The sequence below is a fragment of the Aequorivita todarodis genome (genome assembly GCF_028561335.1).
Taxonomy (GTDB): domain Bacteria; phylum Bacteroidota; class Bacteroidia; order Flavobacteriales; family Flavobacteriaceae; genus Aequorivita; species Aequorivita todarodis.
Map to the genome: position 1 here is coordinate 123,872 of NZ_JAQQTG010000015.1, position 25,388 is coordinate 149,259.

A 25,388-nucleotide genomic window follows, 5' to 3' on the forward strand; every position below is an offset into this window, starting at 1 on the left:
ACTGTTTTTTGTATTTTTTTTAATTATATTTTTAAGAAATATTCTTTTCTGGGTTTTCCATAAATCTTGTAATTATTCCTTGAATGGATTGAACCTTTCTTTCTAAATGTTCAAAGGTTTCTTTTGCCAATTCAATTCTTTCATTCCAAATTGTAAGTTATCTAAAATTATGTCTTGCTACCATATTATTTAGGTTTTAAAAATTTAGTCTTACGTCTTATGTCCTACCGTCTTAAGTCTCTATTTAAGAAACTCATAAACCCCAGCAGCCCCTTGCCCGGTCCCCACGCACATCGTTACCATTCCATACTTGCCTTGGAGGTTTCGTTTGCGCATTTCGTCAAAAAGTTGGACGGAGAGTTTAGCACCGGTACAGCCCAGTGGGTGGCCCAAAGCGATGGCACCGCCGTTTACGTTTACTCTTTCCTTATCCAATCCGAGTTCGCGGATTACCGCTAACGACTGTGAGGCAAAAGCTTCATTCAATTCTATAAGTTCCATTTGGTCCTGCTTCATTCCTGCTTGTTTTAAAGCCTTCGGGATTGCGTAAACCGGACCAATTCCCATAATGCTCGGCTCCACCCCAACAGCGGCAAAGCTTACCAATCTGGCAATAGGTTCCAGGTTTAGTTCCTTTACCATTTCCTCGCTCATAATAACGGCAAAGGCAGCGCCATCGCTCATTTGCGATGAGTTTCCTGCGGTAACGCTTCCGCCTTGGGCGAAAACGGGTCGAAGTTTGGAAAGAGCTTCAAGATTGGTTCCCTTTCTTGGACCTTCATCCTTGGTTACCGTATATTTTCTTGTTTCCTTTTTCCCTGAATCATTTACAAAAGTTTCCTCAATTTCTATGGGTACAATTTGATCTTGGAAGCGATTTTCTTCCTGGGCCTTTAGCGCGCGCATCTGGCTTGTGTAGGCAAATTCATCCTGGTCCTCACGGGAAACGTTGTATTTTTTGGCAACTGCTTCCGCAGTTAGGCCCATATTCCAATAATAGTCCTCGTGGCCTTGCTTTGCCAATTTATAATCGGGAACGGGTTTGAACCCGCCCATAGGAATAAAGCTCATACTTTCCGCACCTCCTGCGATGATACAATCTGCCATTCCATTTTGGATCTTGGCGGTTGCAATGGAAATGGTCTCCAATCCCGAAGCACAATAACGGTTGACGGTCATCCCTGGAATTTCCACAATATCCAGACCCATCAACGAGATGAAGCGCCCCATGTTCAGGCCCTGTTCAGCTTCGGGCATGGCGTTGCCCACAATTACATCGTCAATTCGTTTTTTGTCGAGTTGCGGCAGTTCGTTCATTATATATTTAATGGTTTCCGCGGCCAGTTCATCCGGTCTTTTAAAACGGAATACTCCTCTGGGGGCTTTGCCCACTGCGGTTCGGTATGCTTTTACTATATATGCTGTTCTCATAATCGGCCCCCTCTAACTCCCCCAAAGGGGGAGAAATTGAAACGGGGTAGTTTTTTAATTAAACATTTTTTCTATTCTTACTCCTCCCCTTTGGGGAGGCAGGGTGGGGCTTTTAATTTCTCAAAGGTTTCCCCTTCTGAATAATATGCTGAAGTCTTTCCAAAGTCTTACGTTCTCCGGTCAAACTTAGGAATGCTTCTCTTTCAAGGTCAAGCAAATATTGCTCGCTTACGAAGCTAGCATCGCTTAAATCGCCTCCCGCCATTACATAAGCGAGTTTGTTGGCTATTTTTTTATCGTGTTCGCTGATGTAGTTTCCGGCTACCATTTGGTCGGTTCCCACCAGGAACATTCCCAAGGCTTGTTTTCCGAGTACTTTTACATCGGTGCGCCTTATTGGTTTGGTATAACCCTGATCGGCCATAAAACGGGCAACGGCTTTGGCTGCGGCAATCTGGCGATCTTGGTTTACGATTACAATATCCTTTCCTTTCTGCAGGATTCCGGTATCGAAGGCTTCGTAGGCCGAAGTGGAAACTTTGGCCATTCCGATGGTCAGGAAATATTCCTGAAGCCTGTTCAGCTCCACATCATCCTTCATAAAAGTATCACTGGCGCGCATCGCCATTTCCTTGGAACCACCGCCGCCGGGAATTACCCCCACGCCGAATTCCACCAAGCCAATATAACTTTCGGCCGCCGCCACCACGCGATCTGCGTGAAGTGCGAACTCACACCCGCCGCCCAAGGTCATCCCGTGTGGGGCAACGATTACTGGGATGGAAGAGTAGCGAAGTCGCATACTGGTGTCCTGAAAATATTTTACGGCGGCATTCAGCTCATCATATTCCTGCTCTACGGCCATCATAAAGATCATCCCCACGTTCGCGCCTACCGAGAAGTTTTTGCCGTTATTGGCAATCACCAAGCCGTCAAAACTGGCTTCTGCCAAATCAATTGCTTTGTTTACGCCGGCAAGTACGTCGCCACCGATGCTGTTCATCTTGCTTCGGAATTCCACGTTCAAAATTCCGTCGCCCAAATCTTCGACAACCACATCTTTGTTGCTCCAAACTTCCTTGGTCTTTCGGATGTTGTCCAAAATGATAAAGGCATCCTGTCCGGGTATTTTTTTATGGGTCTTGTCAGGAATGCTGTAATAATAGGTGTTGCCCTCGCGTACTTCGTAGAAGCTTTCCACGCCGTTTTTGAGCATTTCATTTACCCATGGAGCCGGTTCTTTTCCCAGATTCTTTATTAATTCAATTCCTTTTTTCACGCCAACGGCATCCCAAATTTCAAACGGACCATTTTCCCAACCGAAACCGGCCTTCATCGCGTCATCAATCTTATAAAGTTCGTCGGTTATTTCGGGTATTCTTTTGGAAACGTACGCGAACATCGCCCCGAAATTTTTTCGATAAAATTCGCCTGCTTTGTCATCGCCTTCAATAAGAATTGGGAAACGGTCTGCTACCACATCAACCGATTTGGTTTTTTCCAAAGTACCGAAAGACGCTTTTTTGCTCTTGCGGTATTCCATGGAATCCAAATCCAAAGCGAGGATTTCGCTGTTGCCGTCATCGTCTTTTACTTTTTTATAAAAACCCTGGCCGCTCTTGCTTCCCAACCATTTGTTTTCCATCATGGTGTTGATAAACTTGGGCAGCTTGAAGGTTTCGTGCTCTTCGTCCTCGGGCACGTTTTCATAGATTCCGTTGGCCACGTGCACCAAGGTGTCCAGACCAACAACGTCAACGGTTCTAAAGGTTGCGGATTTTGGACGGCCGATTACCGGGCCGGTAAGTTTATCTACTTCCTCAACGGTCAGGCCCATTTCCTTTACTTGGTGGAAAAGGCTTTGGATGCCGAAGATTCCGATTCTGTTTCCTATAAATGCGGGCGTGTCTTTTGCGACTACGGAAGTTTTTCCGAGGAATTTTTCGCCGTATTCCCTTAAAAAGTCGATTACCTCGGGCGCGGTTTTTGGCCCGGGAATGATTTCAAAAAGTTTAAGATAGCGCGGTGGATTGAAGAAGTGCGTACCACAGAAGTGTTTCTGAAAATCCTCGCTATGGCCTTCGCTCATCAAATGGATTGGGATTCCGGAAGTGTTTGTGGTTATGAGTGTGCCTTCCTTTCTGTGCTTGGCCAGGTTTTCAAAGACCTGTTTTTTAATGTCGAGACGCTCCACTACCACTTCGATTATCCAATCGGCAGTTTTTACTTTTGAAATATCATCTTCCAAATTTCCCGTGGAGATGCGCTTTGCAAAATCCTTGTGATAGAGTGGGGCGGGATTGCTTTTTATGGCTTTCTGCAAATCGTTGTTCACAATTCGGTTGCGGACTGCCTTGTCTTCAAGAGTGAGGCCTTTTTTCTTTTCATCGTCCGTAAGCTCGCGCGGTACTATGTCCAGCAAAAGCACTTCCACGCCAATGTTGGCAAAATGGCAGGCTATGCCGCTTCCCATAATTCCGGAACCGATTACCGCTACTTTGTTAATTCTTCTTTTTGACATATTTTTTTAAAGTTATTGGTTAATAGTTATTAGTTATTTGTCAGTTCGAAATAACTATTTTTCCTAATTCCTAATTCCTAATTCCTAATTCCTAATTCCTAATTCCTAATTCCTAATTCCTAATTCCTAATTCTGAAGTGTTATTTTCTCTACTCTCTACTCTGAATTATATATTTTCTTTGAATTTATCAACTCGTTAATTGTGTTTGCCACTTTTCGAAAGATTTGTAATTCTTCTGCGGGAACATTTTTTTTCACCGCTTCGTCAAAGCCCAGAACCACTCCTTTTGAAAAATCGCGCATTTCCTTTCCGAAAGGCGTTAAATGGATCAACACTCCGCGACCGTCCTCTGGGTTGGGTCTTCTTTCTATCAAACCTTTTTCTTCCATAGCTTTCAAGGTGCGGGAAAGGCTTGTGGCTTCCATCCCCATTTTCGGCCCGAGCGCGGTTGAGGGCGTTCCATCTTCGGGATCAATGCTTATTAAAGCAAAACCGGTTGCCATCGTACTTCCCTTTTTGCCGGCTTCTTCGTTGTACATTTTTATGACGCTCATCCAAGTGGAGCGCAATATGTAGTCTATGGTCTTCTCTTTAATTTTCTCTTGCATTGAAGATTTTGAAAAAGTGGAATCCCAAAGATACGAAATTTTATTATGCACGCATAGTATATTATGGAGTTTTTTGGACTTAGGATTTAATGACGTAGGACTGGTTGATGTAAGAAGTAGGCCTTATAGAAATCACGTCCTTCCAATTATTAAATTACGGCACGAACAGTAGTTTAAGGTCTTACGTCCTACGTCTTACCGTCTTACGTCTTACCGTCTTACGTCCTATGTCTTACCGTCTTAAATCTCTTTAGAATAATCCAACTCCCCGTCCACTATTTTTGCGGGAGCAGTATAGGGATGTTCCGTCGCTTTATTTTCGGCCATAATGTGCATTACGGTCCAACCATCCACTTTTAGAATATCCGCTATAAGCGAGCGGTGGCAACTCCACCAAACAGCTTCCGCACACATTATGGCAGTCCGTTTTTTTGAGGCGTTTTCTTTTAGAATTTTTAAGGAATGCTGAAACTGTTCAGTTTCCATATAATCTGCATACCCTTTAAAGGAATCGAGCCGCCACGCATCGTTTTTTGAATTTGGCTCTGGTTTTCTGCGGCCGCCCAAATCTACGAGATGGGTATATTCGATTCCGTTTTCGGGCAGTGTTGTTTCCAAATTGTCCTTATTGTACTGCGGAAATTTTCGGGAACCGGGATAATGGCGTACATCGGCGAGCATTTTTATATTGAAGGAATTCAGCAATTTTAAAAATTCGTCAAATGTTCTGGTTGAATGACCGATAGTCCAAATGGTCTTCATTTTCAAATGAAAAAATTATCCTTAAAGGTAAGAAATCGGGAAGGCTCTATGAAGGATTATGGGTGGTTTAACGCAACTTTAATTGGTTACAAATTTTAAGCCCACTATTGAAATTATCAGGGTTGAAAGAAAAAGGACACGCCAAAAGGTGGCGGGTTCGTTAAAATAGAAAATTCCTATCAATACCGTTCCCACAGCCCCAATGCCAGTCCAAACCGCATAGGCGGTACCGATTGGAAGCGTTTTTGAAGCTTTTATTAAGAGAAACATACTTATTGCCAAGCATACCAGAAATCCGAAGAACCACAGTTTTGATTCCAAACCAGAAGTTTCCTTTACTTTACCAAGGCAAGCTGCGAAACCAACCTCAAAGAGGCCGCCGATAATGAGGAGGAGCCAGTTCATGATTTTTTAGGAGGTATGCCCATAAATCCGATCATACAAATCCTTATACTGTTCCTTAATCACTTTCCGTTTCATCTTCATAGTAGGCGTAAGTTGTCCTCCTTCAATACTCCAAACATCTGGGGTTAATTCAAACTTTTTCACCTTTTCCCAATGTCCGAATTTCTCATTGTAATGATCTACTTCCTCTTGTATGCGGGCAATTACTTCTTGGTTCTTCACCAATTCCTTTGGGTCGGAAGGTAGGTTGTGGTTTTTAAGTTCTCCCCATTCCTTAATAAACTCAAAATCAGGTTGGATAAGGGCCGCTGGCATTTTTTCGCCTTCGCCAATAACCATTATCTGTTCTATAAAACGGGATTGTTTCATCACGTTTTCAATTACTTGTGGAGCTATATATTTACCGCCGCTGGTCTTGAACATTTCTTTTTTGCGGTCGGTGATCTTTAAAAAACCTTCGCTATCAATCTCACCAATATCGCCAGTATGGAAATAGCCGTCTTTTATAACTTCGTCTGTCTGTTCTTGGTTTTTGTAATAGCCAACCATTACTTGTGGGCCTTTTACCAAAATTTCGCCATCTTCAGCAATTTTCACCTCGGTTTCGCGCAACGGTTTTCCCACGGTTCCAATCTTAAATCCGTGGTTGCGCATATCGTTCACCGAAACTACTGGTGAGGTTTCCGTGAGCCCATATCCTTCCATCACCGGGATTTGTGCAGCGTTAAAAACGCGTGCCAAACGGGGCTGTAGCGGGGCGCTACCGGAGGCAATGGCTTTTAGGTTGTTGCCCAGGGCCTCGCGCCATTTGCTGAAAATTAGCTTATTGGCAAGTTTCAACTGCATTTCATACCACCAGCCGTTTTCGCCATAGGGTTCGTATTTTAGCCCTAAGTCTATGGCCCAAAAGAACAGCTTCTTCTTTATACCGGAAAGTTCTCCACCCTTGGCATATATTTTATCGTAAACTTTTTCGAGTACCCGCGGCACTGCGGTCATCACTTCGGGTTTTACTTCCTTGAGGTTATCGCTGATCGTCTCAAGAGATTCTGCAAAATAGAGTTCCACTCCGCAATATTGGTACATATAATGCAACATCCGTTCGTAAACGTGACATACGGGCAGGAAGCTCAGCGCTGACGATTTGCCGAGTTCAATGGGTAATCTTTCCGCGCTGTATTTCGCGTTGCTGGCAATGTTTTTATGCGAGAGCATCACGCCTTTTGGTTTTCCTGTGGTTCCAGAGGTGTATATTAAGGTGGCCACATCATCTTCATTTGTGGCTTCTTTTCTTTTGTCCAGTTCGTTTTGATTGCTTTCGTCCTTTCCTTTTTCCAGAACTTCGCTCCAGTTTTTGGCCCCTTCTATTTCATCAAAAGTGAAAACCTCTTTCAGGGAGGGAACGTTCGCTTTAATGGCCATCACTTTGTCATAAACCTCTTTGTCTGAAACAAAGCAATAGATGGATTCGCTGTGGTTTAAAACGTATTCGTATTCTTCCTCCGAAATGGTTGGGTAAATGGGCACGTCCTGTGCGCCGGTCTGCATAATGCCTATGTCGCAAATGTTCCATTCAGATCGGTTGGTCGTGGATATGAGGGCCACTTTATCGTTGGGTTTTACGCCCATCTGTATCAAGGCCCTGCTTATGGCATTTGCCTTGTCTATATATTCCTGGGTGGAAGTGGCGACCCACCTACCGTTGTATTTGGTAACGAGCGCTTTTTCCTGAGGGTATTTTTCAAGTTGATAGTATGGGAAATCGAAGAGTCTTTTTGGATCTGTCATGATAGTATTATTAAGAAAGTGAAAATAGCAAAATTATTTCAGTTTTTCCCAGAAAAGAAAAAGGAATGACCCATGGAGCCATTCCTTAAATATACTGTTTTTAAATGAAAATTTTTTAGAAAAAATACAAAAGACTATTTTTTCTGTTGAAGCCACTCCCGGGCATTCACAAGCGCCTGCCCCGCAACTGCTCATAGCCGAGATGTTAGTGGCAAAGGTCCCATACCGCTACGCCAAAGCTTGATTTTTTGATACTTGAAGGGCATCAAATAGATACCTTTATACACCTTGTAACAAATTAAGCCTGAATCTCGACTTATCGGGAAATAATAATTCCATGTTACAAAACAAAAATCTCCCAATTAAAATTGGAACGGTGCTAGGCACAACCTTAGGCATAGTGGTGGTCTGCATTGGCATCATACGATATAAAACAGGTATGATTGTTCGAAACGAACAAACACTAAACTATGTATATTGGACCATATTTGCGTTTTCTGTATTTTTTGCCGTGTCCCGATATAGAAAACTTGACCCTTCCTCTTTTTCATTGCGTCAAACAGTGAAAATTGGCCTTTTGGCCGGACTCTTGAGTGGGGCATTATATACAATCTATATTATCATCCTTAACAATTATATTGTTCCAGACCTTTCTTCCCAAGTAGTCGAGTATTATAAACAGGAGCTTGCCTCAAATAGCTCCGAATTATCTAAGGAAGACATTATAGATTCAATAGCTGTAACAGAATTAAACCCAGCCATTAGGGGCTTTATCTACATTTTTGTGTGTATGGTTTTCGGAACCTTATATTCTATATTGAGTACCATTGTACTGAAGCGATTCCATATATTCCATATTAAATAAAATTTAAAACCACTGTCATAAACCCCGGTAACCGTCGCACAACCCCATAATTTCTTAAAGACCAATCCCCAAGCTGGCGCGCGTTTGCAACGCGGGCCCTAGCTGGAAGTCCCACCCGTGACCCTTAAAAATTTCCTTAAAAAAACTAAACGAAAATATTACTTCTTCTCAATCCACTCCCGGGCATTTACAAGCGCCTGCACCCAAGGCGAAACCTCATCATTTTTTCTATCCTTTGGGTAATACGCCCAGTTCCACGGAAAGGTGGAGCGCTCCAAATGCGGCATCATCACTAAGTGTCTTCCTGTTTTATCAGTCATCATCGCCGTGTTGAAATCGCTGCCGTTGGGATTGGCTGGTAGGGCATCGTAGCCGTATTTTGCTACAATATTATAATGGCTTTCCGCCTTTGGAAAACTGAATTTCCCTTCCCCATGTGCAGACCAGATTCCCAAAGTGCTTCCCGCCATTGAAGATAGCATCACGGAATTGTTCTCCTGAATTTTCACTGAAGTAAACACACATTCAAACTTGCCGGTATCGTTATGGAGCATTTTCGGCTTTTCATCATCTTCGGGATTTAAAAGGCCGAGTTCCACAAAAAGCTGGCAACCGTTACAAACGCCCAGTGAAAGGGTATCATCCTTTGCAAAGAAATTCTTTAGGGCCGTGTTCGCTTTTTCGTTGTACAAAAACGAGCCCGCCCAACCTTTTGCGCTACCCAAAACGTCGCTATTGCTGAAACCGCCAACGGCCACCAATAGTTTTATGTCTTCCAAATCCTCCCGGCCTTCAATCAGGTCGGTCATATGCACATCCTTTACATCAAAACCTGCGAGGTGCATCATATAAGCCATTTCGCGCTCACTGTTACTTCCTTTTTCGCGGATAACTGCGGCTTTGGGTCGGCCTCCCCCGACCCCTCCGAAGGAGGGGAGTTTACCATTGAAATTTTTTGGAAACACAAACTTCAGCGGTTGGTTCTTATAATTATCAAAACGCGCTTTTGCCTGTCTTTCGCCACTTTGGTTTTTGTCCAATAAATACGAAGTATTGTACCAAGCATCGCGCATTTCAGAAATAGAAAATTCTAGTTCTTTATTATTATTTTTTATTGAAAGGGAAGCACTTTCTGAAACAGTTCCAATCTTTTGGAAATCGATTTTATTGTCAGAAAGCATTTTTTCAACCGAAGTATCTTCCGAAGCTTGAATCACAACACAACAGTTTTCCGCAAATAATACTTTCACCAAATCGTTTTCACCCAAATTTGAAAGATCCAAATCCGCTCCCAAATCCACATCGGCAAAACACATTTCAAGCAAAGTGGTAATCAATCCACCCGAAGCCACATCGTGCCCGGCAAGGATTTTTTCCTCGCGAATCAATTCCTGCAGCGTATTGAAAACGGTTTTTACATATTCCGCACTTTTCACTGTTGGCGCGTCATTTCCTATGGCATTCAAAATCTGCCCGAATGAGGAACCGCCCAGTTTAAAATCGTCCTGCGAAATGTCTATGTAATAAATAGAACCTCCGTTTCTCTGCAGAACTGGTTCCACAACCTTTTGAATGTCGTTGCAATTTCCCGCTGCTGAAATAATCACGGTTCCGGGAGAAATTACTTCGCCATCCTTGTATTTCTGCTTCATGGAAAGCGAATCCTTTCCAGTGGGAACGTTGATTCCCAAATCAATCGCAAAGTCTGAAACGGCTTTTACGGCGGCATAAAGTCTGGCATCTTCGCCTTCGTTATTGCAGGGCCACATCCAGTTTGCGGAAAGGGACACACTTTTCAATCCGTCCTTTAACGGCGCCCAAACAATGTTGGTAAGCGATTCTGTAATGGCATTGCGCGAACCGGCAGCAGGGTCAATTAAAGCCGTTAATGGCGAATGTCCGATACTCGTAGCAACACCTTCCTTTCCGTGGAAATCCAGCGCCATGACGCCGCAGTTGTTTAATGGAAGTTGTAACGGCCCTGCGGTTTGCTGTTTGGCAACACGGCCCGTAACACAACGGTCCACTTTGTTGGTAAGCCAGTCCTTACAGGCCACGGCTTCCAATTGGAGCACTTGCTCCAAATATTCTTTTATACGGGAAACTTCGTAAGCAGCATTTTTATAATTTCTGTTTACGGTTTTGTCTTTCATTATAGTTTTTGGCGAACTGCCGAACATATCTTCCAAAGCGAAATCCATTGGCTTTTCACCTTTTTCATTTTCAAAACAGAAACGTCTGTCGCCGGTAACGTGGCCTACTTCATACATGGGTGAGCGCTCTCTGTCTGCTACTTTTTGAAGTTTTTGGATATTCTCTTCGCCAATAATCAAGCCCATGCGTTCCTGGCTTTCGTTGCCCATAATTTCCTTCGCGGAAAGGGTAGGGTCGCCAATGGGGAGTTTGTCCAATTCAATACGTCCGCCAGTATCCTCTACCAATTCGCTCAAGCAATTTAAATGCCCGCCAGCGCCGTGATCGTGAATGGAAACGATTGGGTTTTCATCACTTTCAACCATTGCGCGGATGGCGTTTGCTGCACGTTTCTGCATTTCGGGATTGCTTCGTTGGATTGCGTTCAATTCAATTCCGCTGTGGAATTCCCCCGTATCTGCCGAAGAAACCGCGGCACCGCCCATCCCGATACGGTAATTGTCACCGCCTAAAACTACAATTTTATCGCCTTCCTCCGGTTTGCCCTTAATGGCCTGGCTTGCTTTTCCGTAACCGATTCCGCCAGCCAGCATAATCACTTTATCATATCCTAACTTGCGAGCGTCATGCTCTCCCCCTTCGGGGGAGCCGGAGGGGGCATCCTCTTCGTGTTCAAACGTTAGCACAGAACCTGCAATCAAGGGTTGTCCGAATTTATTTCCAAAATCGGAAGCGCCATTACTGGCTTTTATCAAAATATCGAGGGGCGTTTGGTAGAGCCAATCGCGCTCTTTCATACTTTTTTCCCAGGGACGCTCTTCGTTTAAGCGAGAATATGAAGTCATATAAACCGCAGTTCCCGCCAATGGCAACGAACCTTTACCGCCAGCCAAGCGGTCGCGGATTTCCCCACCGCTTCCGGTTGCCGCGCCGTTAAAGGGCTCCACGGTTGTTGGGAAGTTGTGGGTTTCCGCTTTAAGCGAAATTACACTTTCAAAATCCTTTTCTTCATACCAATCGGGCTTGTCGCCACTTTTTGGGGCCCATTGTTTCACATTTGGGCCTTTTACGAAAGCAACGTTATCCTTGTATGCCGAAACAATATCGTTTGGGTTTTCGGCAGAGGTTTTTTTAATTAATTTGAATAGGGAAGTAGGCATTTCCTTGCCGTCTATTTCAAAAGTTCCGTTGAAGATTTTGTGGCGGCAATGCTCGCTGTTCACTTGGCTAAAGCCGAAAACTTCGCTGTCGGTAAGTTTTCGTCCTAGTTTTTTGGAAAGATTTTCAAGATATTCAACCTCTTCGGCATTCAGTGCGAGCCCTTCTTTTTGGTTGTATTCCGAAATATTGTCAATCTTCAGAATCCCTTCCGGCTTAATGTGGATGTCGAAAATATCTTGGTCCAACTGCTTATATTTTTGCGAAAGCATTGGGTCAAAAATTTCCTTTTCAACTTTACTATTGTGAAATTCCTCGATGCGGATGATGCCATCAATGCCCATATTTTGGGTTATTTCCACGGCATTGGTACTCCACGGAGTAATCATCGCGGCACGGGGGCCAATAAAAAAATCCGTCGCGTTTGGGTGCAGGACGGATTGCTTTATTTTAGGTTGGTTGCCGAAAAGCCACTCCAACTTTTTAGTGTTTTCTTCTGAAATAGTTCCGTGGGCCTGGACTGCAAAAACGGTGTTTTCAACGTTCCCAAAAAAGTGAATCATTTGTTTAAATGTATTTGTTCATTTTCAAAGGCTCACCTTCGCCAAAGCTTCGGTGAACAAAGGTGCAAAGGTAACCAAATTTGAAGAAATTTAAAGCATCTGAAAATATGGATTTATGTTTCTTTTCTTTGTTTTAAACTTGTGGGTTTGGATTAATAAAAATTAAATTTTATCGAGTATCTTGGTCTGGTTCAAAAACTTAAAAAAACAAACCATGAAATTCAAAAAACTACTATTTGCAAGTTTTCTCTTATTCGGGGTTGGGGTCTATGCCCAGCAAACTTTCCCACCAGATGAGGTTATCATCGGAACTTTTATAGGAAAAACCATTCCTTTACGTGATTACGCCATTCAGGAAGAGAATCACGATCAGAGTATTAAGGAAGTCAAGGTGGTCGCCAACAGATCACGGTACAATCCTCAGGTAAATGCAAACGCATTGCCAAATGGCATTGAACAAAACGTCCAAAAGGAGTTTGGTGAAATCCAAACTCGCGCCATTGAACAGAATTTTATCGGGGCTTCTTCCTCTGAATCTGGCTTTGTACCACCTGATCCTACAGGTGCTGCAGGACCAAATCATTACGTACATTCTGTAAATTCCATTGTGAAAATTTTCAGTAAAACAGGAGCTTTATTAGTAGGCCCGGTGTCTTTGGGAACCTTCTTGGGAATCGGTTCAAATTCCGGAGACCCGATAGTTATGTATGACCAACTTGCAGACCGCTGGTTTGTTAGTGAATTTGGCTCCTTGAACAATTCATTGGCGATTGGCGTTTCTGAAACCGGTGATCCAACAGGAGCTTATAATGTATATCAATATACCTTCGGAAGTTTTCCAGATTATCCGCATTACAGCGTTTGGCACGATGCGTATTATTTAACTGCAAATATTGGTACCACCAATAAAGTTTATGCAGTGGAAAGAGACGTAATGCTTGCTGGTGGTGCTAATCCAAAAATAGTTGGATTTCCGCTTCCCGGAAGTACCCAAAATACAAATACCGTTTTGAGCCCTGAACCTGCAAATCTTTTGGGAACAAATTTTCCGGCAAATGCGCCCGGTTATGTTACCTATCTTCAGGACGACGGATGGTCGGGCGTGAGCTTTGATCATTTAAAAGTATGGGAAATAGACTTGGACTGGAACAATACAGGAAACTCAACAATTTCCGCACCTTTGGAAATCCCTACAGATCCCTTCAATTCCGTTTTTGCTCCATTTGGAACAGGCGATGTTGCACAACCGGGGGTCAATCAAAAAATTGATATGATTGGCGGGGTAATTTCCTACGCCGCAAACTACCGCAGTTTTGCGGGCCACAATAGTTGGCTCATCACTTTTAATACAGATATTGACAATAACGATACCTCAGGGATCCGTTGGATTGAATTGCGAAACGATGCCTCCAATCCGTGGTCCATATTTCAGGAAGGAACCTATGCACCCGCTGACGGGCACAGCCGTTTTATGGGAAGTGCCGGAATAGATGCCGCAGGGAATATAGGGTTGGCTTTTAATATTGCCAGTGGATCGCTTAAAGCATCCATTCGTTATACAGGAAGGTTTGATGGAGATCCTTTGGGCCAAATGACAGTTGCCGAAACTGAAATAATTCCCGGTGCAGGGGTGCAGACATTTACAAATAGATTTGGAGATTATTCACATCTTACCATGGATCCTGACAACTTCACTTTTTGGCATACTGCGGAATATTTTTCTTCTGATAACAATTGGCGAACACAGATCGCAGCTTTCACACTTTCAGGAGGTTTTGCAAAAGATGTTGGGGTCAACGCCTTGATTCAGCCCGTAAACGGCCTTTTGACGAATGCAGAAACCGTAGAGGTAAGCATCCGGAACTTTGGAACCGACCCTCAGAGCAATATTCCCTTGGAGCTTCGTGTGGACGGAAACTTAGTGGCTTCTGAAACTTTTGCAGGTACTGTTGCAGCTAACTCAACAGCGACTTATACATTTGCGCAAACGGTTGATTTATCTAATTCTGGACAAACCTATTCCATTGAAATTAGAACAAATTTAGCTGGAGATGAATTTCCTGCAAACGATCCTTTTACAAAAGATATTACAAATCTTTTAGCGAACGACGTGGGCGCAACAGAAATTACGGCGCCTATTTCTGGCTCCGGTCTCGGCAACGAAACCATTACGGCTACAATTAAAAACTTCGGTGCTGCTTCACAATCAAATTTTAATGTTCAGTATGTAATTGATGGCGGAACACCTGTGGTTGAAACATTCACTGGACCAATAGCTTCCGAGCAGGAAATGACCTATAGTTTTACCCAAACTGCAGACTTTTCTGCCTTGGGAACATATAATGTTACCGTTTCAACCTCTTTGGGAGGAGATGGCAATGCCTCCAATGATGCAGTAACCGCGGTAATTGAAAATATACTTTGCCAACCTACAAGTAATTGTGAATTAGGTGACGGGCTTCGATTGTTTTCAATAGCAGAGATCAATAATCCATCCAGTTGTGAGGGATACGCCGATTTCACAAATCTTGTAGCAAATTTAGCTCCAGATAGTACGAATGATTTGACCGTTACTACAAACTATGGAAGCCAATACATTAAAGTATGGATCGATTACAACGACGATTCTAATTTTACTGCAAATGAAGTTGTTGTAAACAATTATCAAATTGCTCCGGGCCAAGGGAGTGGAACCTATACTGAAACCATGGATTTAGTGGTGCCAGCAGGTGCTGCATTAGGCCCACACCGTATGCGCGCAAAAACCAACTGGAACAGCCCCGTGCCAAATGATGCCTGTGAAGAAACCACATATGGCGAAACAGAAGACTACACAGCAAATATTGGTACCCTTGGCGTAGATGATTTTTCTGTTAGAAATGGTAATTTGATAATCACGACTGAAGGAAACAAACAATATGAAGTTTCACTCACAACTGCTTATGACGGCGCCGCTTATTTGGCAATTTACAATATGTTAGGCCAGCAACTTAAAGTGAAAATGATCAACAAGTCGGGCGATTCCTATAAAGCCAGACTCGATATGAGTGAAGCCGCGAGCGGTGTTTATATTGTAAAAGTTGGAGGAAAGGACACCAAATCCTTCAAAACAGGAAGGATTATTGTTGAATAAATTCTTCAGCTGAAATATTTAAACTAAAAAAGAGCGGGTAAATAAATATCCGCTCTTTTCTATTTTCTACTGAAGCAATTACTGTTTTTTCTGTAGCAGAGAAATATAAAATCCATCAAATCCGCTTTTGCTGGGCATTATTTTTTCTTCACTTAACAGGGTAAAATCCTTTCCGGCTTCACGGGCCAAGAAATCCTTTACCTGCAATTCGTTTTCCGAAGGAAGAATGGAGCAAGTGGCGTAAACCAACTGGCCGCCCGGTTTTACCATTCGGGAGTAGCTGTCCAGCAATTCTTTTTGGGTAGCGCGGATATTATCCAAAAACTCGGGCTGCAATTTCCACTTCGCATCCGGATTTCTTCTTAAAACGCCCAGACCGGAGCAAGGGGCGTCGATCAACACTTTATCGGCTTTATCAATCAGCTTTTTTATCACTTTCGTGGAGTCGATCACGCGGGTTTCAATATTGAAAATATCGTTTCGACGGGCGCGGCGTTTCAGCTCGTTCAACTTGTTTTCATAAATGTCCATGGCGATCAATTGGCCTTTGTTCTCCATCATCGTGGCAATGTGAAGGCTTTTTCCACCCGCTCCGGCACACGCATCTATTACGCGCATTCCGGGTTTTGGGTCGAGGATTTCCGCAACTTTCTGTGAAGAGGCATCCTGCACTTCAAACAGCCCATTCTTAAAAGCATCGGTTGTGAACACGTTTGCGCGCTCCTTCAACTTCAACGCATCGGGATAACCTTTTAAAATTTCGGTTTCTATTTCAAGGTCGGCCAATTCATTTTGAAGTTTTTCAACCGTGGTTTTTAAGGTGTTTACTCGTAGCACCACGTCTGCCTGTTGGTTTAGCGCGGCAATTTCCCTGTCCCACTTTTTGCCCAGTTCCTTCTGTCCCAATTCATCCAACCAATCGGGGATGGACTCGCGGTATTTTCTGATTTTTGAGAGTTCGTCAAATTTTCCTTTTATGCGGCGGGTTGGCGTGTCCTCAAACTGTTTCCATTCTGGGATGGCAATTCCGTTCAGAGTGGCCCAAACCGTGAACAACCTGAAAAGATTGGGACGGTCAAAGGGTTCGCGCACTTCGGCAATCTCGGCATAGAGCCGTTTCCAGCGTACAATGTCGTAGGTGGTTTCGGCTATAAAGGCACGATCGCGGGCGCCCCAACGCTTGTCGCGCTTTAAGGTATTTTTTAGCACCTTGTCCGCTTGCTTGTTTTCGTTAAAAATCAAGTGAAGGGAATCTATGGTTGCGAATACGAGGTTTCGGTGTAGTTTCATTTGTATATCTTTTCTGCCACGGATTTCCGAATGTTTTTTATAATTATTCGTGGTTACCTTTTTTGACTTCAATTTATTTTGAAATCTTTTGCGATTGCAAAGGTATCTTTTTAAACTTAGATTTTTGAAATACGAAATACGAAATACGAAATACGAAATCGAAATCGAAATCGAAATCGAAATGGAAATAACCTTTAAGTAACTCAGTAACTCAATAACCCAATAACCCAATAACCCAATAACCCAACAACCCAAAAACCCATTTGAAATTTTAGAATCACTACTTTTACCAAAAATTGAATCTATGCGCTTTGCCATTGCCACGTTTATCGTCCTTTTTCTTGTTTCCTGTGAAAAGAAAACTGAAATTGAAATCAACTCCGTTGAAATTACGCCTGTATTTATAGATAGTCTGAGCATTCGTGCCATCCAGCCGTTGGATGAAAACAGGGTTTGGTTTGCCGCGGACAAAGGAAAGGTAGGATTGATTGACGGCGATACGCCAAAGCTCGCAATCATAAAATACGGCGATTCGTTGCTGCATTTTCGTTCCATCGCCGCCACTAAGGAAGCGGTGTTTGTTTTGAGTATTTCCAATCCGGCAGTGCTGTACAAAATTGGTTTTAACGGCACCGAAGCGACCAATATTGAAGAAGTCTATAACGAAAAAGGCGAAAAGGTTTTCTACGATTCCATGAAATTTTGGAACGAAAACGAAGGCATTGCCATTGGCGACCCCGTGGAAGATTGTATGTCCATAATCATCACTCGCGACGGCGGAAACACTTGGGAAAAACTGCCGTGCGATAATTTGCCGAAAGTGGAAAGAGGCGAAGCAGCTTTTGCGGCCAGCAATAGCAACATCGCTATTTTTGGCGACAATGCTTGGGTAGCTACCGGCGGAAGAAAATCGCGGGTAATGCACACGGGCGACAAAGGAAAAACTTGGGAAGTTTTTGATACGCCAATTGTTCAGGGAAAGGCGATGACGGGTATTTACAGTATTGACTTTAGGGATGAACAGCATGGAATCATTTTCGGTGGCAATTGGGAGGACAAACCTTTTAACGAAGGTAATAAGGCCATCACCAAAAACGGCGGTAAGACTTGGAAACTGATTGCCAACGGCAAAGAACCCGGGTATCGTTCGTCAGTAAAATATATTCCGGGAACGGAAGGGCAGGGGATAGTGGCCATCGGCTCGCCCGGTATTTCCTTTAGCGGCGACGGCGGCAAAAACTGGAAACTTCTTTCAAAGGAAGGCTTTTTCGCAATTGAATTTGTGAATGATAGCCTTGCTTTCGCTTCGGGGAATAATCGTATTTCAAAATTGATTTTTAGGAAATAAAATAAGGATTCTCTTTTGGAGTGGGCACGAGTTGCAAACTCGCGCCAGCAAAGTTGCAGACTCGCCAGCCCAACTTTTTTACCACGAATACACGAATATTTTCGCATAATTATTCGTGAATTCGTGGCTGATTTTTTATGTTTCTTCTGAAAGGATTATTTCAGCATCATTTTTCTTCGGGAAAAATAGCTGTAATAAAATAGCAATTCCCATAACAATTGCGCAACCCACCAAATTCAGCCACAGATAGGGCATAAGGTCTATATACCAAAAATAGATAATGATAATTTGGGTGATAAGCGCTGCGATAAAAACTGCTTTGCTGCGCACGTATTTTATAAAAAACGCGAGAAGAAATATACCCAGAACATTTCCGTAGAAAATGGAGCCAATGATATTTACAAGTTGGATCAGGTTGTCGAATAAATGGGCGGTACAGGCTACCAAAATCGCTATAATTCCCCATAAAAGTGTGAACCCGCGCGACGCCGCTACATAATGTCTTTCGCGCTTGCCGGGGACATTGCGTTTATAAAGGTCGATGGTTGTCGTGCTTCCCAACGCATTCAGTTCTGACGCGGTAGATGACATGGCCGCGCTCAAAATCACCGCCAGCAGCAACCCGATTAACCCGCGTGGAAGATTGTTGAGGATAAAGTGGATAAAAACGTAATCCTTATCGTTGGTCTCCGCATTTGGATTTGCCTTTTTGATTACGGCCACGGATTGTTCGCGTAACTGTTTTTCAGTATTGTTGAGTTGCTCAATTTCGTTGGCCAAGGTTTGTTTGGCGGCATCGCTTTCCGCTTTGGAGTAACTTATTTGCGTGGCCGCCAATTCTTGGTCGATTGCTTCCTTTTGAACTTCCAAAGCCTTGTATTCACCCGCATATTCCGATTTTTTTACGTCTTTTACCGCAGCAGGGTTAAAGTGCAAAGGCGAACTGTTGAACTGATAAAAAACAAAGACCATAACCCCCACGAGCAATATGAAAAACTGCATTGGTACTTTCAGCAAGCCGTTCATAATTAGACCCATCTGGCTTTGTTTCACGCTTCTGCCCGAAAGATAGCGTTGCACTTGGCTTTGGTCGGTCCCGAAGTAGGAGAGGGCTAAAAAAGTTCCGCCAATAATTCCGCTCCAAAAAGTATAACGGTTGTCAAAGTCAAAGGAGAAATCGAGGATGTCCATTTTGCCATTGGCCCCGGCAATTTCAAGCGCTTTGGAAAAAGAAATATCAAGCGGAAGATAGTTCAGTATCAAAAGAAAGGCTATCAGCATCCCGAAAAAGATGACCGCCATTTGTTGTTTCTGCGTAACGCTCACAGCCTTTGTACCGCCGCTAACGGTGTAGATAATTACAAGTACGCCGATGATGATATTCAGATAAATCAAATTCCAGCCCAAAACTGCCGAAAGAATGATGGAAGGCGCAAAAATGGTGATGCCGCAGGCCAAACCGCGTTGGATTAGAAATAATATTGCAGTAAGCGTCCGGGTTTTTTTATCGAAACGGCTTTCCAGATATTCGTAGGCCGTATAAACGTTGAGTTTGTGATAGATGGGGATAAAGACCAAACAGATAATTACCATCGCAATGGGCAGCCCAAAATAGAACTGCACAAAGCCCATCCCATCGTGAAAGGCCTGTCCGGGAGTGGAGAGGAAGGTAATGGCACTGGCCTGGGTAGCCATAACGCTAAGCCCAATAGTCCACCAATGCGCGGTGCTTCCACCTTTTAAATAATCGCCCACATCGCGCTGCTGCCGCGATTTCCAAGTGCCGTAAAGCACGATAAAAAGAAGGGTCCCAATTAAAACAATCCAATCAATCTGCTGCATTTAGGCGAAGTTTTGCATTAGTAAATAAAACAGATAGATGTAAACGGCATTGAATAGGAGCACTAAGGTGTAGCTCCATTTCCAGGTGAATTTTTGGGATTGGTTTTTCATTTATTGTTTTTCCATTTCGGCCACAAACTCAGAATAGGTGCGGATTTTTGTATTTTCAACTTTTTTGAGAATCAGCAAATCCTTGTCGCCGGTTATTAAATAATCTGCCTTGCCATCCACGGCTAAATTTAAAAGAAAATTATCTTTACCGTCGCGGCAAATTTTTAAATCGGAGGTCGGTTCTATCCAAGTACCATAAAATTTAAAGATGGCGAACAGAATTTGAACCTCTTCAATGGGAAATAACTGCTGAAGATGTGTTCTTTGGGAGACATCCCAAAATTCTCCAACGGATTGTGAAGAGAATAGTAGCGTTATGTTTTTGGATATTATAAGATTTTTAAAGGCTTGATATTTTCTGGTGATCAAAAAACTGATCCACAAATTGGTATCAACGATTATTCTCTTGCTCATATCTCGCTTTTCTCACTATTTCTACTTCTTTCGTGATTTCTTCGAGTGAGGGAGCCTTGTCGGCCTTACTTCTTAGACGTTCCAAAAGCTCCAAAAATTCTTTCTCGGGATTTGTAATCTCAATCAAATCTCTGTCGGCCAAATCCTTCAAAAGTTTTTCCGCCTTAGGATTCAATATTTTTATTCTCAAAGTGTCCATATTACCAACATTTTCTTCGAAATTACGATAATTTTTTTAGACCTTCTTTTTTCGGGAAGATTTAAACACGTTCTTTTTTAACCCTATTTTCCGATTGACAGCATATTCGCAAACAATCGATAAGCCCCGGGAACGCCGGCGGGCAGTTCGCGGAAAAAACTCAACCCCGTATAAATATAATACCCTTTTCCGTATTTGGCCACCAGCAGCGAGCCTTTTGTCATTTTCTCGCCTTTGTCGCGCATTCCGAGGATTGGCGTAAACTCCTTGGCCCATTCATCGGGAAAGTACAGGCCGCGTTCCTGTACCCAACCCTCAAAATCTTTTTGGGTGATTTTATTTGGGGTGTTTAAGATAGGGTTTTCGGGGGCAAGTATTTTTACTTCTGAAAATTCATCGGTTACGCGGTCGCGCGATAGTTTCAGTTCATAGGGCGCCAGGTTTTCGGTAACCAAACCGCGACTGGTATTGTACTGCACGATGAGCGTTCCGCCATTTTCAACATATTTATTTAGAGCGGGCTGCGCAAAGGCGAGCTCGGGGACGGTGTTGTACGCACGGATACCGACAACAATGGCATCAAAATTTTGAAGGTTTTCTGCGGAAATATTTGAAGGGTCAATGGTTGTAACCGAATAGCCAATCTGCTTCAGACTTTCGGGAATGGCATCGCCCGCGCCGTTTATGTAGCCAATTTTTTGGCCTTTTTTCTGAATGTCGATTTTTGCAACTTTCGCTTCGGAAGGCAATAACACACTTTGATACGGAATGTGCTCGTAATCGATGGTTACCAATTCCCTGTCGAAAATTCTTCCCTCAGCATTTACAATTGGTTTTAAAAAACCTTCACTTTGTCCGCTTGGTGGCGTTACCGTAAAAGTAAAGGTTTTGGTTTCGCCATTTCTGTCAAGCTGAAATGTTTGCTGCGAAGGCGCTACTTGCCAACCTTCGGGATGTTGAAGGCTTATGGTTCCGGAAATGCTATCCTTTCCCGCGCGCACGATTACCGAAACAGTTTCAGCTTCATTGTTGGCAAAAATCAAGACTTTTTCGGGGATGGAAGCGGTAACTTCGGGCAAAACCTCCAACGGACGATAGACTTCGCCTTTGACGGGGTCGTTGAATTTGTAAATTATATCTTTCGTAAAAGGAATGGTAACGTTCCCGAATTGCAGTTCAAAAGTAAGTTGTTCCAAAGCGGGCGTTTCGGGCAATCCAATCAAGGCTTCCGGCGCGACGTACATACCGACGCTTCCCTTTTCGTTCAGCCAATAGGGCGAAGAATACTTGGGGTTGTGAACCCCCGAATTGACCGTTATCTCCAGTTTTTTATCTTCATTAAAGGGAAGGACTGTAGATTCATTCCAAAGCATTTTATCTTCCGAATTTTTTACCGATTGCAAAACCACATCGGCATTGCCGCGATTGACGGCTTCAACGGTTACTTTGAAATTTTCGTTCGGATTGATTGAATTTGCTTCGGAAACGGCTTCAATAAAAATACCGCCGCAATCCAAAATGAGTTGTTTCAATTGTTTGAGCTTTATTTTTCGCCAATGGGTATCTTTCAAATTTGCGACCAAGGGATACGCCTTCAATAGCTGCGGCAACATTTCCGAAGGATTTTTAAAGTTGAAATTCGCTTCCAAAGGATTCAAAATCGCCCCGATTTCCTTTCCGCCTTCCAGTCTGGACCAAGTTGTGTTTATGCCTTCAAAAAGGTTGTTGTCCGACGGTTTGTTTCCTTTTAATAATTCCAGATATTCCGTTTCGCTGCCACGGGAGCCCGTGCTGCCAAAGCCCTGCGATTTGTGCATACTCCTGCTCAACGAAGCTATTTCGCCATTGGAAAGCCCGAGCGCCGGAAAGTAGTTGCCCGTTTCAACCGAGACCATTTGCGATTTATCGGCTTTTTCGAATTTTTCCTGGCTGCCGTAAAACCACCACGAAGTATTGAAAAATAGGCGCTGCGGTTTCCAAACGCCATATTCGGCAGCCGATTTTGGAAATTTGGAAGCGTCGTCAGCCATATCAAAAGCCTCCAAGCTCAACATGGCCGAGGCCGTGTGGTGGCCGTGCGTGCTGCCCGGGCTGCGATGGTCAAAACGGTTTACGATAATATCTGGCCTGAATTTGCGAATCGTCATCACGACATCGCCCAGCACCTCATTTTTTGTCCAAAACTCAAAAGTTTCCTCCGGGTTTTTGCTGTAACCGAAATCGTTCGCGCGGGTAAAAAACTGGTGTCCGCCGTCAATTTTTCGTGCTTCCAGCAATTCCTGGGTGCGGATTACGCCCAAAAGTTCGCGGAGTTCGGGACCGACAAGGTTTTGTCCGCCATCGCCACGGGTTATGGAAAGATAGGCCGTATTTGCGTGCACATCGTTCACCAAATAGGAGATGAGCCGCGTGTTTTCATCATCGGGATGTGCGGCAATATACAATGCGGAACCTACAAAATTCAACTTTTGCAGGTCGTGATATATTTCGGAAGCGGTAGGTTTTTTGGGAGCTTGCGCGACGGCGACTATCGAAAAAAATAAAAATAGAAGTCGGAAAAAAAACGGTTTGTGCATAAATTGTAAGTGCTGATTTATTCGAAAACCCTTCAAAGATACTTATTTGAGAAAATTATTCGTGGGGAAGCCCTTCCTTATTTTTGTCGAGCTCGTGCTGCTGTTCGTAAAATTCCTCCACATTTACAATGCTTACGCCCTTTTGGAGCATCATACTGTTGGGGTAGGTTACAATTTCATTGTCCTTTGTATGGAGAATGATATGGAAAGTTTTTATATCCTCGATAATGCCTTCCAAAGGCATTTCCTTGTCGTGAATTTTTATGTAATCGCCTATTTTATAGGGGAAAGTGAAGAACATGATTACACCGCTCGTAACATTGCTCAAAATGGACCATTGGGCAAAAAAAGCAATCCCGATAACCGCAAAAACGGAAGACATGGCGAGCCCCAGATTTCTAAAATCCACGCCCCATATAAGTATGAGACCCAAAACCATAAAAAAGAAAATACCAAAATCCACATGTTTCATTATAAGCCCTGTGCGGTGCTCCAGCCTTTCTATTTTTTTGGCGAAATTGCGGACGGTTCTTTTGAGCATGACCCGGATAAATAGCAATACCAGAATCAATACGGCTGACTCTATAAGTTGAAGGGTGTGTTCTTGAATGTTCATATTTTCTATTTCAGTTGAAGCGAATCGCGCAGGTTGAGGTTTTCATTTCTGTTTTTGGTCCAATAATCACTTTTTATCCTTTTCAGTTTGGTAGCCGTGGTTTTCAATCGCAGTGTGTCGTTTTGGTCGGCGGCGTTTACCTCTTCCCATTTTTCAATTTCATACGGAAAGGTGCTGCTGAAAAAAAGCATCAACTGCCGCTGTAAATCGGGATAATTCAAAGTATAAATGGTTATGGAATCGCCCTGTTTCAAACTGGCAAAAGCATTGTGTTCCCTTATTTCCTTGTGCCGAAGCCGTAAATATTCAAACGAAGGGATAATCATCACATCGCCTGTGGGCAGTTCTTCTGGATTGATTCTTATAAGGTTCCAAAGTTCGTTTTCCAAATAGGTTTTTGGCAAAGAGAGTTTTTGGTCTGCCTCGCCCTGAAAATAGGAGTGGCTCTCAATTTCAAAATTCTCCCGGTTGTTGAGCTGCATATAAACCTGGCCGCACCATTCCTGCACGCTGTTGGTGATTTTTAACGGATGCTCTTTCGTTGCAATCGGACTGAAAGTACTAGTCATTATGGAATACGGATAAATTCCGGTATTGAAATTCTTCATTTGGTTCAGTTTCATGACCGAAATATTTTCTTCGGAAGCATTGTTTGCTTTTACCTGTGCATCCGTTAAAAAATCTTCCGTAACAAAGATGTTGACCGCTGTTCCTTCGCGAATCTCCCCATACCGCTCCTGCATCAGGCTATACGAGGTTATTTCGGCAGTTCCGCTGTACCAATATTCTTTAAATTCCTTTGAAATGGTCCGTGGGGTCGCAGTTATGGCAGCTTTCTTTTTGGATGAAATTTTTTGTGAATCACTTTTTTCTTCGGAAGAATTGCAACCGCTCAGCAACATTAAAAAAACGAGAAGAGGAAAGAATCTGAAATAGTCCATTATTCGAAGAATTTTGCTCAAAAATACCACAAATTCAATGGTTGGCAATCTCGGTTAACGTTTTATAAACAAGTCGCGTGGGCAACCCCATCACATTAAAATAGCAGCCTTCAATTTTTGCAATGCCAATATAGCCAATCCACTCCTGAATGCCGTAACTTCCAGCTTTATCAAATGGTTTATAGTTTTTTATGTAGAAGTCAATTTCTTCTTCGGAAAGATTTTTAAACCAAACCTTTGTAACATCATTCACTGTTTTCTGAAACTCTTTTGAAGTAAAACACACCGAAGTAATAACTTCGTGCATTTGCCCGCTTAAATTTTTAAGCATCTCTTTGGCCTCGCCAAAATCTTTCGGTTTGCCGAGGGCTTTTTCGTCTTTCCAAACAATCGTATCGCTGGTAATAAGAATGTCATTTTCGCCTAAATCGACAAGAACGGATGCTTTAAGTTGGGAAAGGTAATCGGTTATTTCTGAACGTGTTAAATTATTCGGATAAGTTTCATCAACAGCCTTTACCTGAATGGTAAAATCCAAATTCAATTCCTTGAAAAAAGCCTGTCTGCGCGGTGAGCCGGAAGCGAGGATGATGTTGTGGTTTTTTAATTTTTCGCGAAGCATTTTTTGAGATTTCAGGTTTCAGGTTCAAGTTTCAAGATTA

18 protein-coding genes are annotated in these 25,388 nt (G+C 43.2%); 3 read left to right on the top strand and 15 right to left on the bottom strand.

All coding sequences use genetic code 11. From position 1 onward, the window contains the following. Window positions 1-240: 240 nt before the first annotated feature. The 6 genes from POV26_RS05695 to POV26_RS05720 form a co-directional block, all read right to left on the bottom strand. Window positions 241-1,431 (bottom strand): acetyl-CoA C-acyltransferase, encoded by a 1,191-nt coding sequence (locus POV26_RS05695; RefSeq protein ID WP_272855506.1) that lies wholly within the window; start codon window positions 1,429-1,431, stop codon window positions 241-243. A 112-nt stretch (window positions 1,432-1,543) separates the two neighbouring features. Next, the gene (locus POV26_RS05700) at window positions 1,544-3,952 is read right to left on the bottom strand and encodes a 3-hydroxyacyl-CoA dehydrogenase/enoyl-CoA hydratase family protein (protein ID WP_272855507.1); all 2,409 of its coding nucleotides are present in this window, start codon (window positions 3,950-3,952) and stop codon (window positions 1,544-1,546) included. A 156-nt stretch (window positions 3,953-4,108) separates the two neighbouring features. Continuing rightward, window positions 4,109-4,549: a MarR family winged helix-turn-helix transcriptional regulator gene (locus POV26_RS05705; protein WP_272855578.1), complete on the bottom strand. Its 441-nt coding sequence runs from the start codon at window positions 4,547-4,549 to the stop codon at window positions 4,109-4,111. A gap of 252 nt (window positions 4,550-4,801) precedes the next feature. Then, a complete protein-coding gene (locus tag POV26_RS05710; protein WP_272855508.1) occupies window positions 4,802-5,323 on the bottom strand; it encodes a DUF488 domain-containing protein in 522 nt (173 codons plus the stop codon). Between the two features lie 78 nt (window positions 5,324-5,401). Then, on the bottom strand, window positions 5,402-5,728 hold the full coding sequence (locus POV26_RS05715) for a DMT family transporter (RefSeq protein WP_272855509.1): 327 nt from the start codon (window positions 5,726-5,728) through the stop codon (window positions 5,402-5,404). Between the two features lie 6 nt (window positions 5,729-5,734). Then, on the bottom strand, window positions 5,735-7,516 hold the full coding sequence (locus POV26_RS05720; RefSeq protein ID WP_272855510.1) for an AMP-dependent synthetase/ligase: 1,782 nt from the start codon (window positions 7,514-7,516) through the stop codon (window positions 5,735-5,737). A 376-nt stretch (window positions 7,517-7,892) separates the two neighbouring features. On the opposite strand from POV26_RS05720, the gene POV26_RS05725 reads away from it, so the two are divergent. Beyond that, entirely contained in the window at window positions 7,893-8,381 is a 489-nt protein-coding gene (locus POV26_RS05725; protein ID WP_272855511.1) for a DUF4199 family protein, read from the top strand. 158 nt (window positions 8,382-8,539) lie between these two features. Here POV26_RS05725 and purL read toward each other — a convergent pair whose 3' ends face one another. Then, complete coding sequence (purL, locus tag POV26_RS05730; RefSeq protein ID WP_272855512.1) at window positions 8,540-12,256, bottom strand: phosphoribosylformylglycinamidine synthase; 3,717 nt, start codon at window positions 12,254-12,256, stop codon at window positions 8,540-8,542. 214 nt (window positions 12,257-12,470) lie between these two features. On the opposite strand from purL, the gene POV26_RS05735 reads away from it, so the two are divergent. Next, window positions 12,471-15,389, top strand: coding sequence for a GEVED domain-containing protein (locus POV26_RS05735; RefSeq protein WP_272855513.1), 2,919 nt, complete (start codon window positions 12,471-12,473; stop codon window positions 15,387-15,389). 78 nt (window positions 15,390-15,467) lie between these two features. Here the strand turns inward: POV26_RS05735 and POV26_RS05740 are convergent, their stop codons facing one another. Next, window positions 15,468-16,679 (bottom strand): RsmB/NOP family class I SAM-dependent RNA methyltransferase, encoded by a 1,212-nt coding sequence (locus POV26_RS05740; RefSeq protein WP_272855514.1) that lies wholly within the window; start codon window positions 16,677-16,679, stop codon window positions 15,468-15,470. Window positions 16,680-16,983: 304 nt separating this feature from the next. Here POV26_RS05740 and POV26_RS05745 point away from each other — a divergent pair, with 304 nt between their 5' ends. Next, entirely contained in the window at window positions 16,984-18,027 is a 1,044-nt protein-coding gene (locus POV26_RS05745) for a WD40/YVTN/BNR-like repeat-containing protein (protein WP_272855515.1), read from the top strand. Window positions 18,028-18,162: 135 nt separating this feature from the next. Here the strand turns inward: POV26_RS05745 and POV26_RS05750 are convergent, their stop codons facing one another. The 7 genes from POV26_RS05750 to POV26_RS05780 all read right to left on the bottom strand — a co-directional run bounded on the left by POV26_RS05750 (window position 18,163) and on the right by POV26_RS05780 (window position 25,348). After that, window positions 18,163-19,869, bottom strand: coding sequence for a sodium:solute symporter family protein (locus POV26_RS05750; protein WP_272855516.1), 1,707 nt, complete (start codon window positions 19,867-19,869; stop codon window positions 18,163-18,165). Between the two features lie 111 nt (window positions 19,870-19,980). Continuing rightward, a complete protein-coding gene (locus POV26_RS05755) occupies window positions 19,981-20,394 on the bottom strand; it encodes a putative toxin-antitoxin system toxin component, PIN family (protein ID WP_272855517.1) in 414 nt (137 codons plus the stop codon). Then, on the bottom strand, window positions 20,372-20,593 hold the full coding sequence (locus POV26_RS05760; RefSeq protein ID WP_272855518.1) for a hypothetical protein: 222 nt from the start codon (window positions 20,591-20,593) through the stop codon (window positions 20,372-20,374). The genes POV26_RS05755 and POV26_RS05760 overlap by 23 nt, the downstream gene beginning before the upstream one ends. Before the next feature lie 83 nt (window positions 20,594-20,676). Beyond that, window positions 20,677-23,169 (bottom strand): PIG-L family deacetylase, encoded by a 2,493-nt coding sequence (locus POV26_RS05765; protein ID WP_272855519.1) that lies wholly within the window; start codon window positions 23,167-23,169, stop codon window positions 20,677-20,679. Between the two features lie 55 nt (window positions 23,170-23,224). After that, complete coding sequence (locus POV26_RS05770; RefSeq protein WP_272855520.1) at window positions 23,225-23,785, bottom strand: mechanosensitive ion channel family protein; 561 nt, start codon at window positions 23,783-23,785, stop codon at window positions 23,225-23,227. A 5-nt stretch (window positions 23,786-23,790) separates the two neighbouring features. Next, window positions 23,791-24,726, bottom strand: coding sequence for a septum formation inhibitor Maf (locus POV26_RS05775; protein WP_272855521.1), 936 nt, complete (start codon window positions 24,724-24,726; stop codon window positions 23,791-23,793). Window positions 24,727-24,760: 34 nt separating this feature from the next. Next, window positions 24,761-25,348 carry a Maf-like protein gene (locus POV26_RS05780; protein WP_272855522.1) on the bottom strand — a complete coding sequence of 196 codons (588 nt, stop codon included), beginning with the start codon at window positions 25,346-25,348 and terminating at the stop codon, window positions 24,761-24,763. Window positions 25,349-25,388: the final 40 nt, after the last annotated feature.

Coding starts and splice junctions, on each gene's coding strand:
- POV26_RS05695 (WP_272855506.1), bottom strand. CDS start 1,431: ATGAGAACAGCATATATAGTAAAAGCATACCGAACCGCAGTGGGCAAA.
- POV26_RS05700 (WP_272855507.1), bottom strand. CDS start 3,952: ATGTCAAAAAGAAGAATTAACAAAGTAGCGGTAATCGGTTCCGGAATT.
- POV26_RS05710 (WP_272855508.1), bottom strand. CDS start 5,323: ATGAAGACCATTTGGACTATCGGTCATTCAACCAGAACATTTGACGAA.
- POV26_RS05715 (WP_272855509.1), bottom strand. CDS start 5,728: ATGAACTGGCTCCTCCTCATTATCGGCGGCCTCTTTGAGGTTGGTTTC.
- POV26_RS05720 (WP_272855510.1), bottom strand. CDS start 7,516: ATGACAGATCCAAAAAGACTCTTCGATTTCCCATACTATCAACTTGAA.
- purL (WP_272855512.1), bottom strand. CDS start 12,256: ATGATTCACTTTTTTGGGAACGTTGAAAACACCGTTTTTGCAGTCCAG.
- POV26_RS05735 (WP_272855513.1), top strand. CDS start 12,471: ATGAAATTCAAAAAACTACTATTTGCAAGTTTTCTCTTATTCGGGGTT.
- POV26_RS05740 (WP_272855514.1), bottom strand. CDS start 16,679: ATGAAACTACACCGAAACCTCGTATTCGCAACCATAGATTCCCTTCAC.
- POV26_RS05745 (WP_272855515.1), top strand. CDS start 16,984: ATGCGCTTTGCCATTGCCACGTTTATCGTCCTTTTTCTTGTTTCCTGT.
- POV26_RS05750 (WP_272855516.1), bottom strand. CDS start 19,869: ATGCAGCAGATTGATTGGATTGTTTTAATTGGGACCCTTCTTTTTATC.
- POV26_RS05755 (WP_272855517.1), bottom strand. CDS start 20,394: ATGAGCAAGAGAATAATCGTTGATACCAATTTGTGGATCAGTTTTTTG.
- POV26_RS05760 (WP_272855518.1), bottom strand. CDS start 20,593: ATGGACACTTTGAGAATAAAAATATTGAATCCTAAGGCGGAAAAACTT.
- POV26_RS05765 (WP_272855519.1), bottom strand. CDS start 23,169: ATGCACAAACCGTTTTTTTTCCGACTTCTATTTTTATTTTTTTCGATA.
- POV26_RS05770 (WP_272855520.1), bottom strand. CDS start 23,785: ATGAACATTCAAGAACACACCCTTCAACTTATAGAGTCAGCCGTATTG.
- POV26_RS05775 (WP_272855521.1), bottom strand. CDS start 24,726: ATGGACTATTTCAGATTCTTTCCTCTTCTCGTTTTTTTAATGTTGCTG.
- POV26_RS05780 (WP_272855522.1), bottom strand. CDS start 25,348: ATGCTTCGCGAAAAATTAAAAAACCACAACATCATCCTCGCTTCCGGC.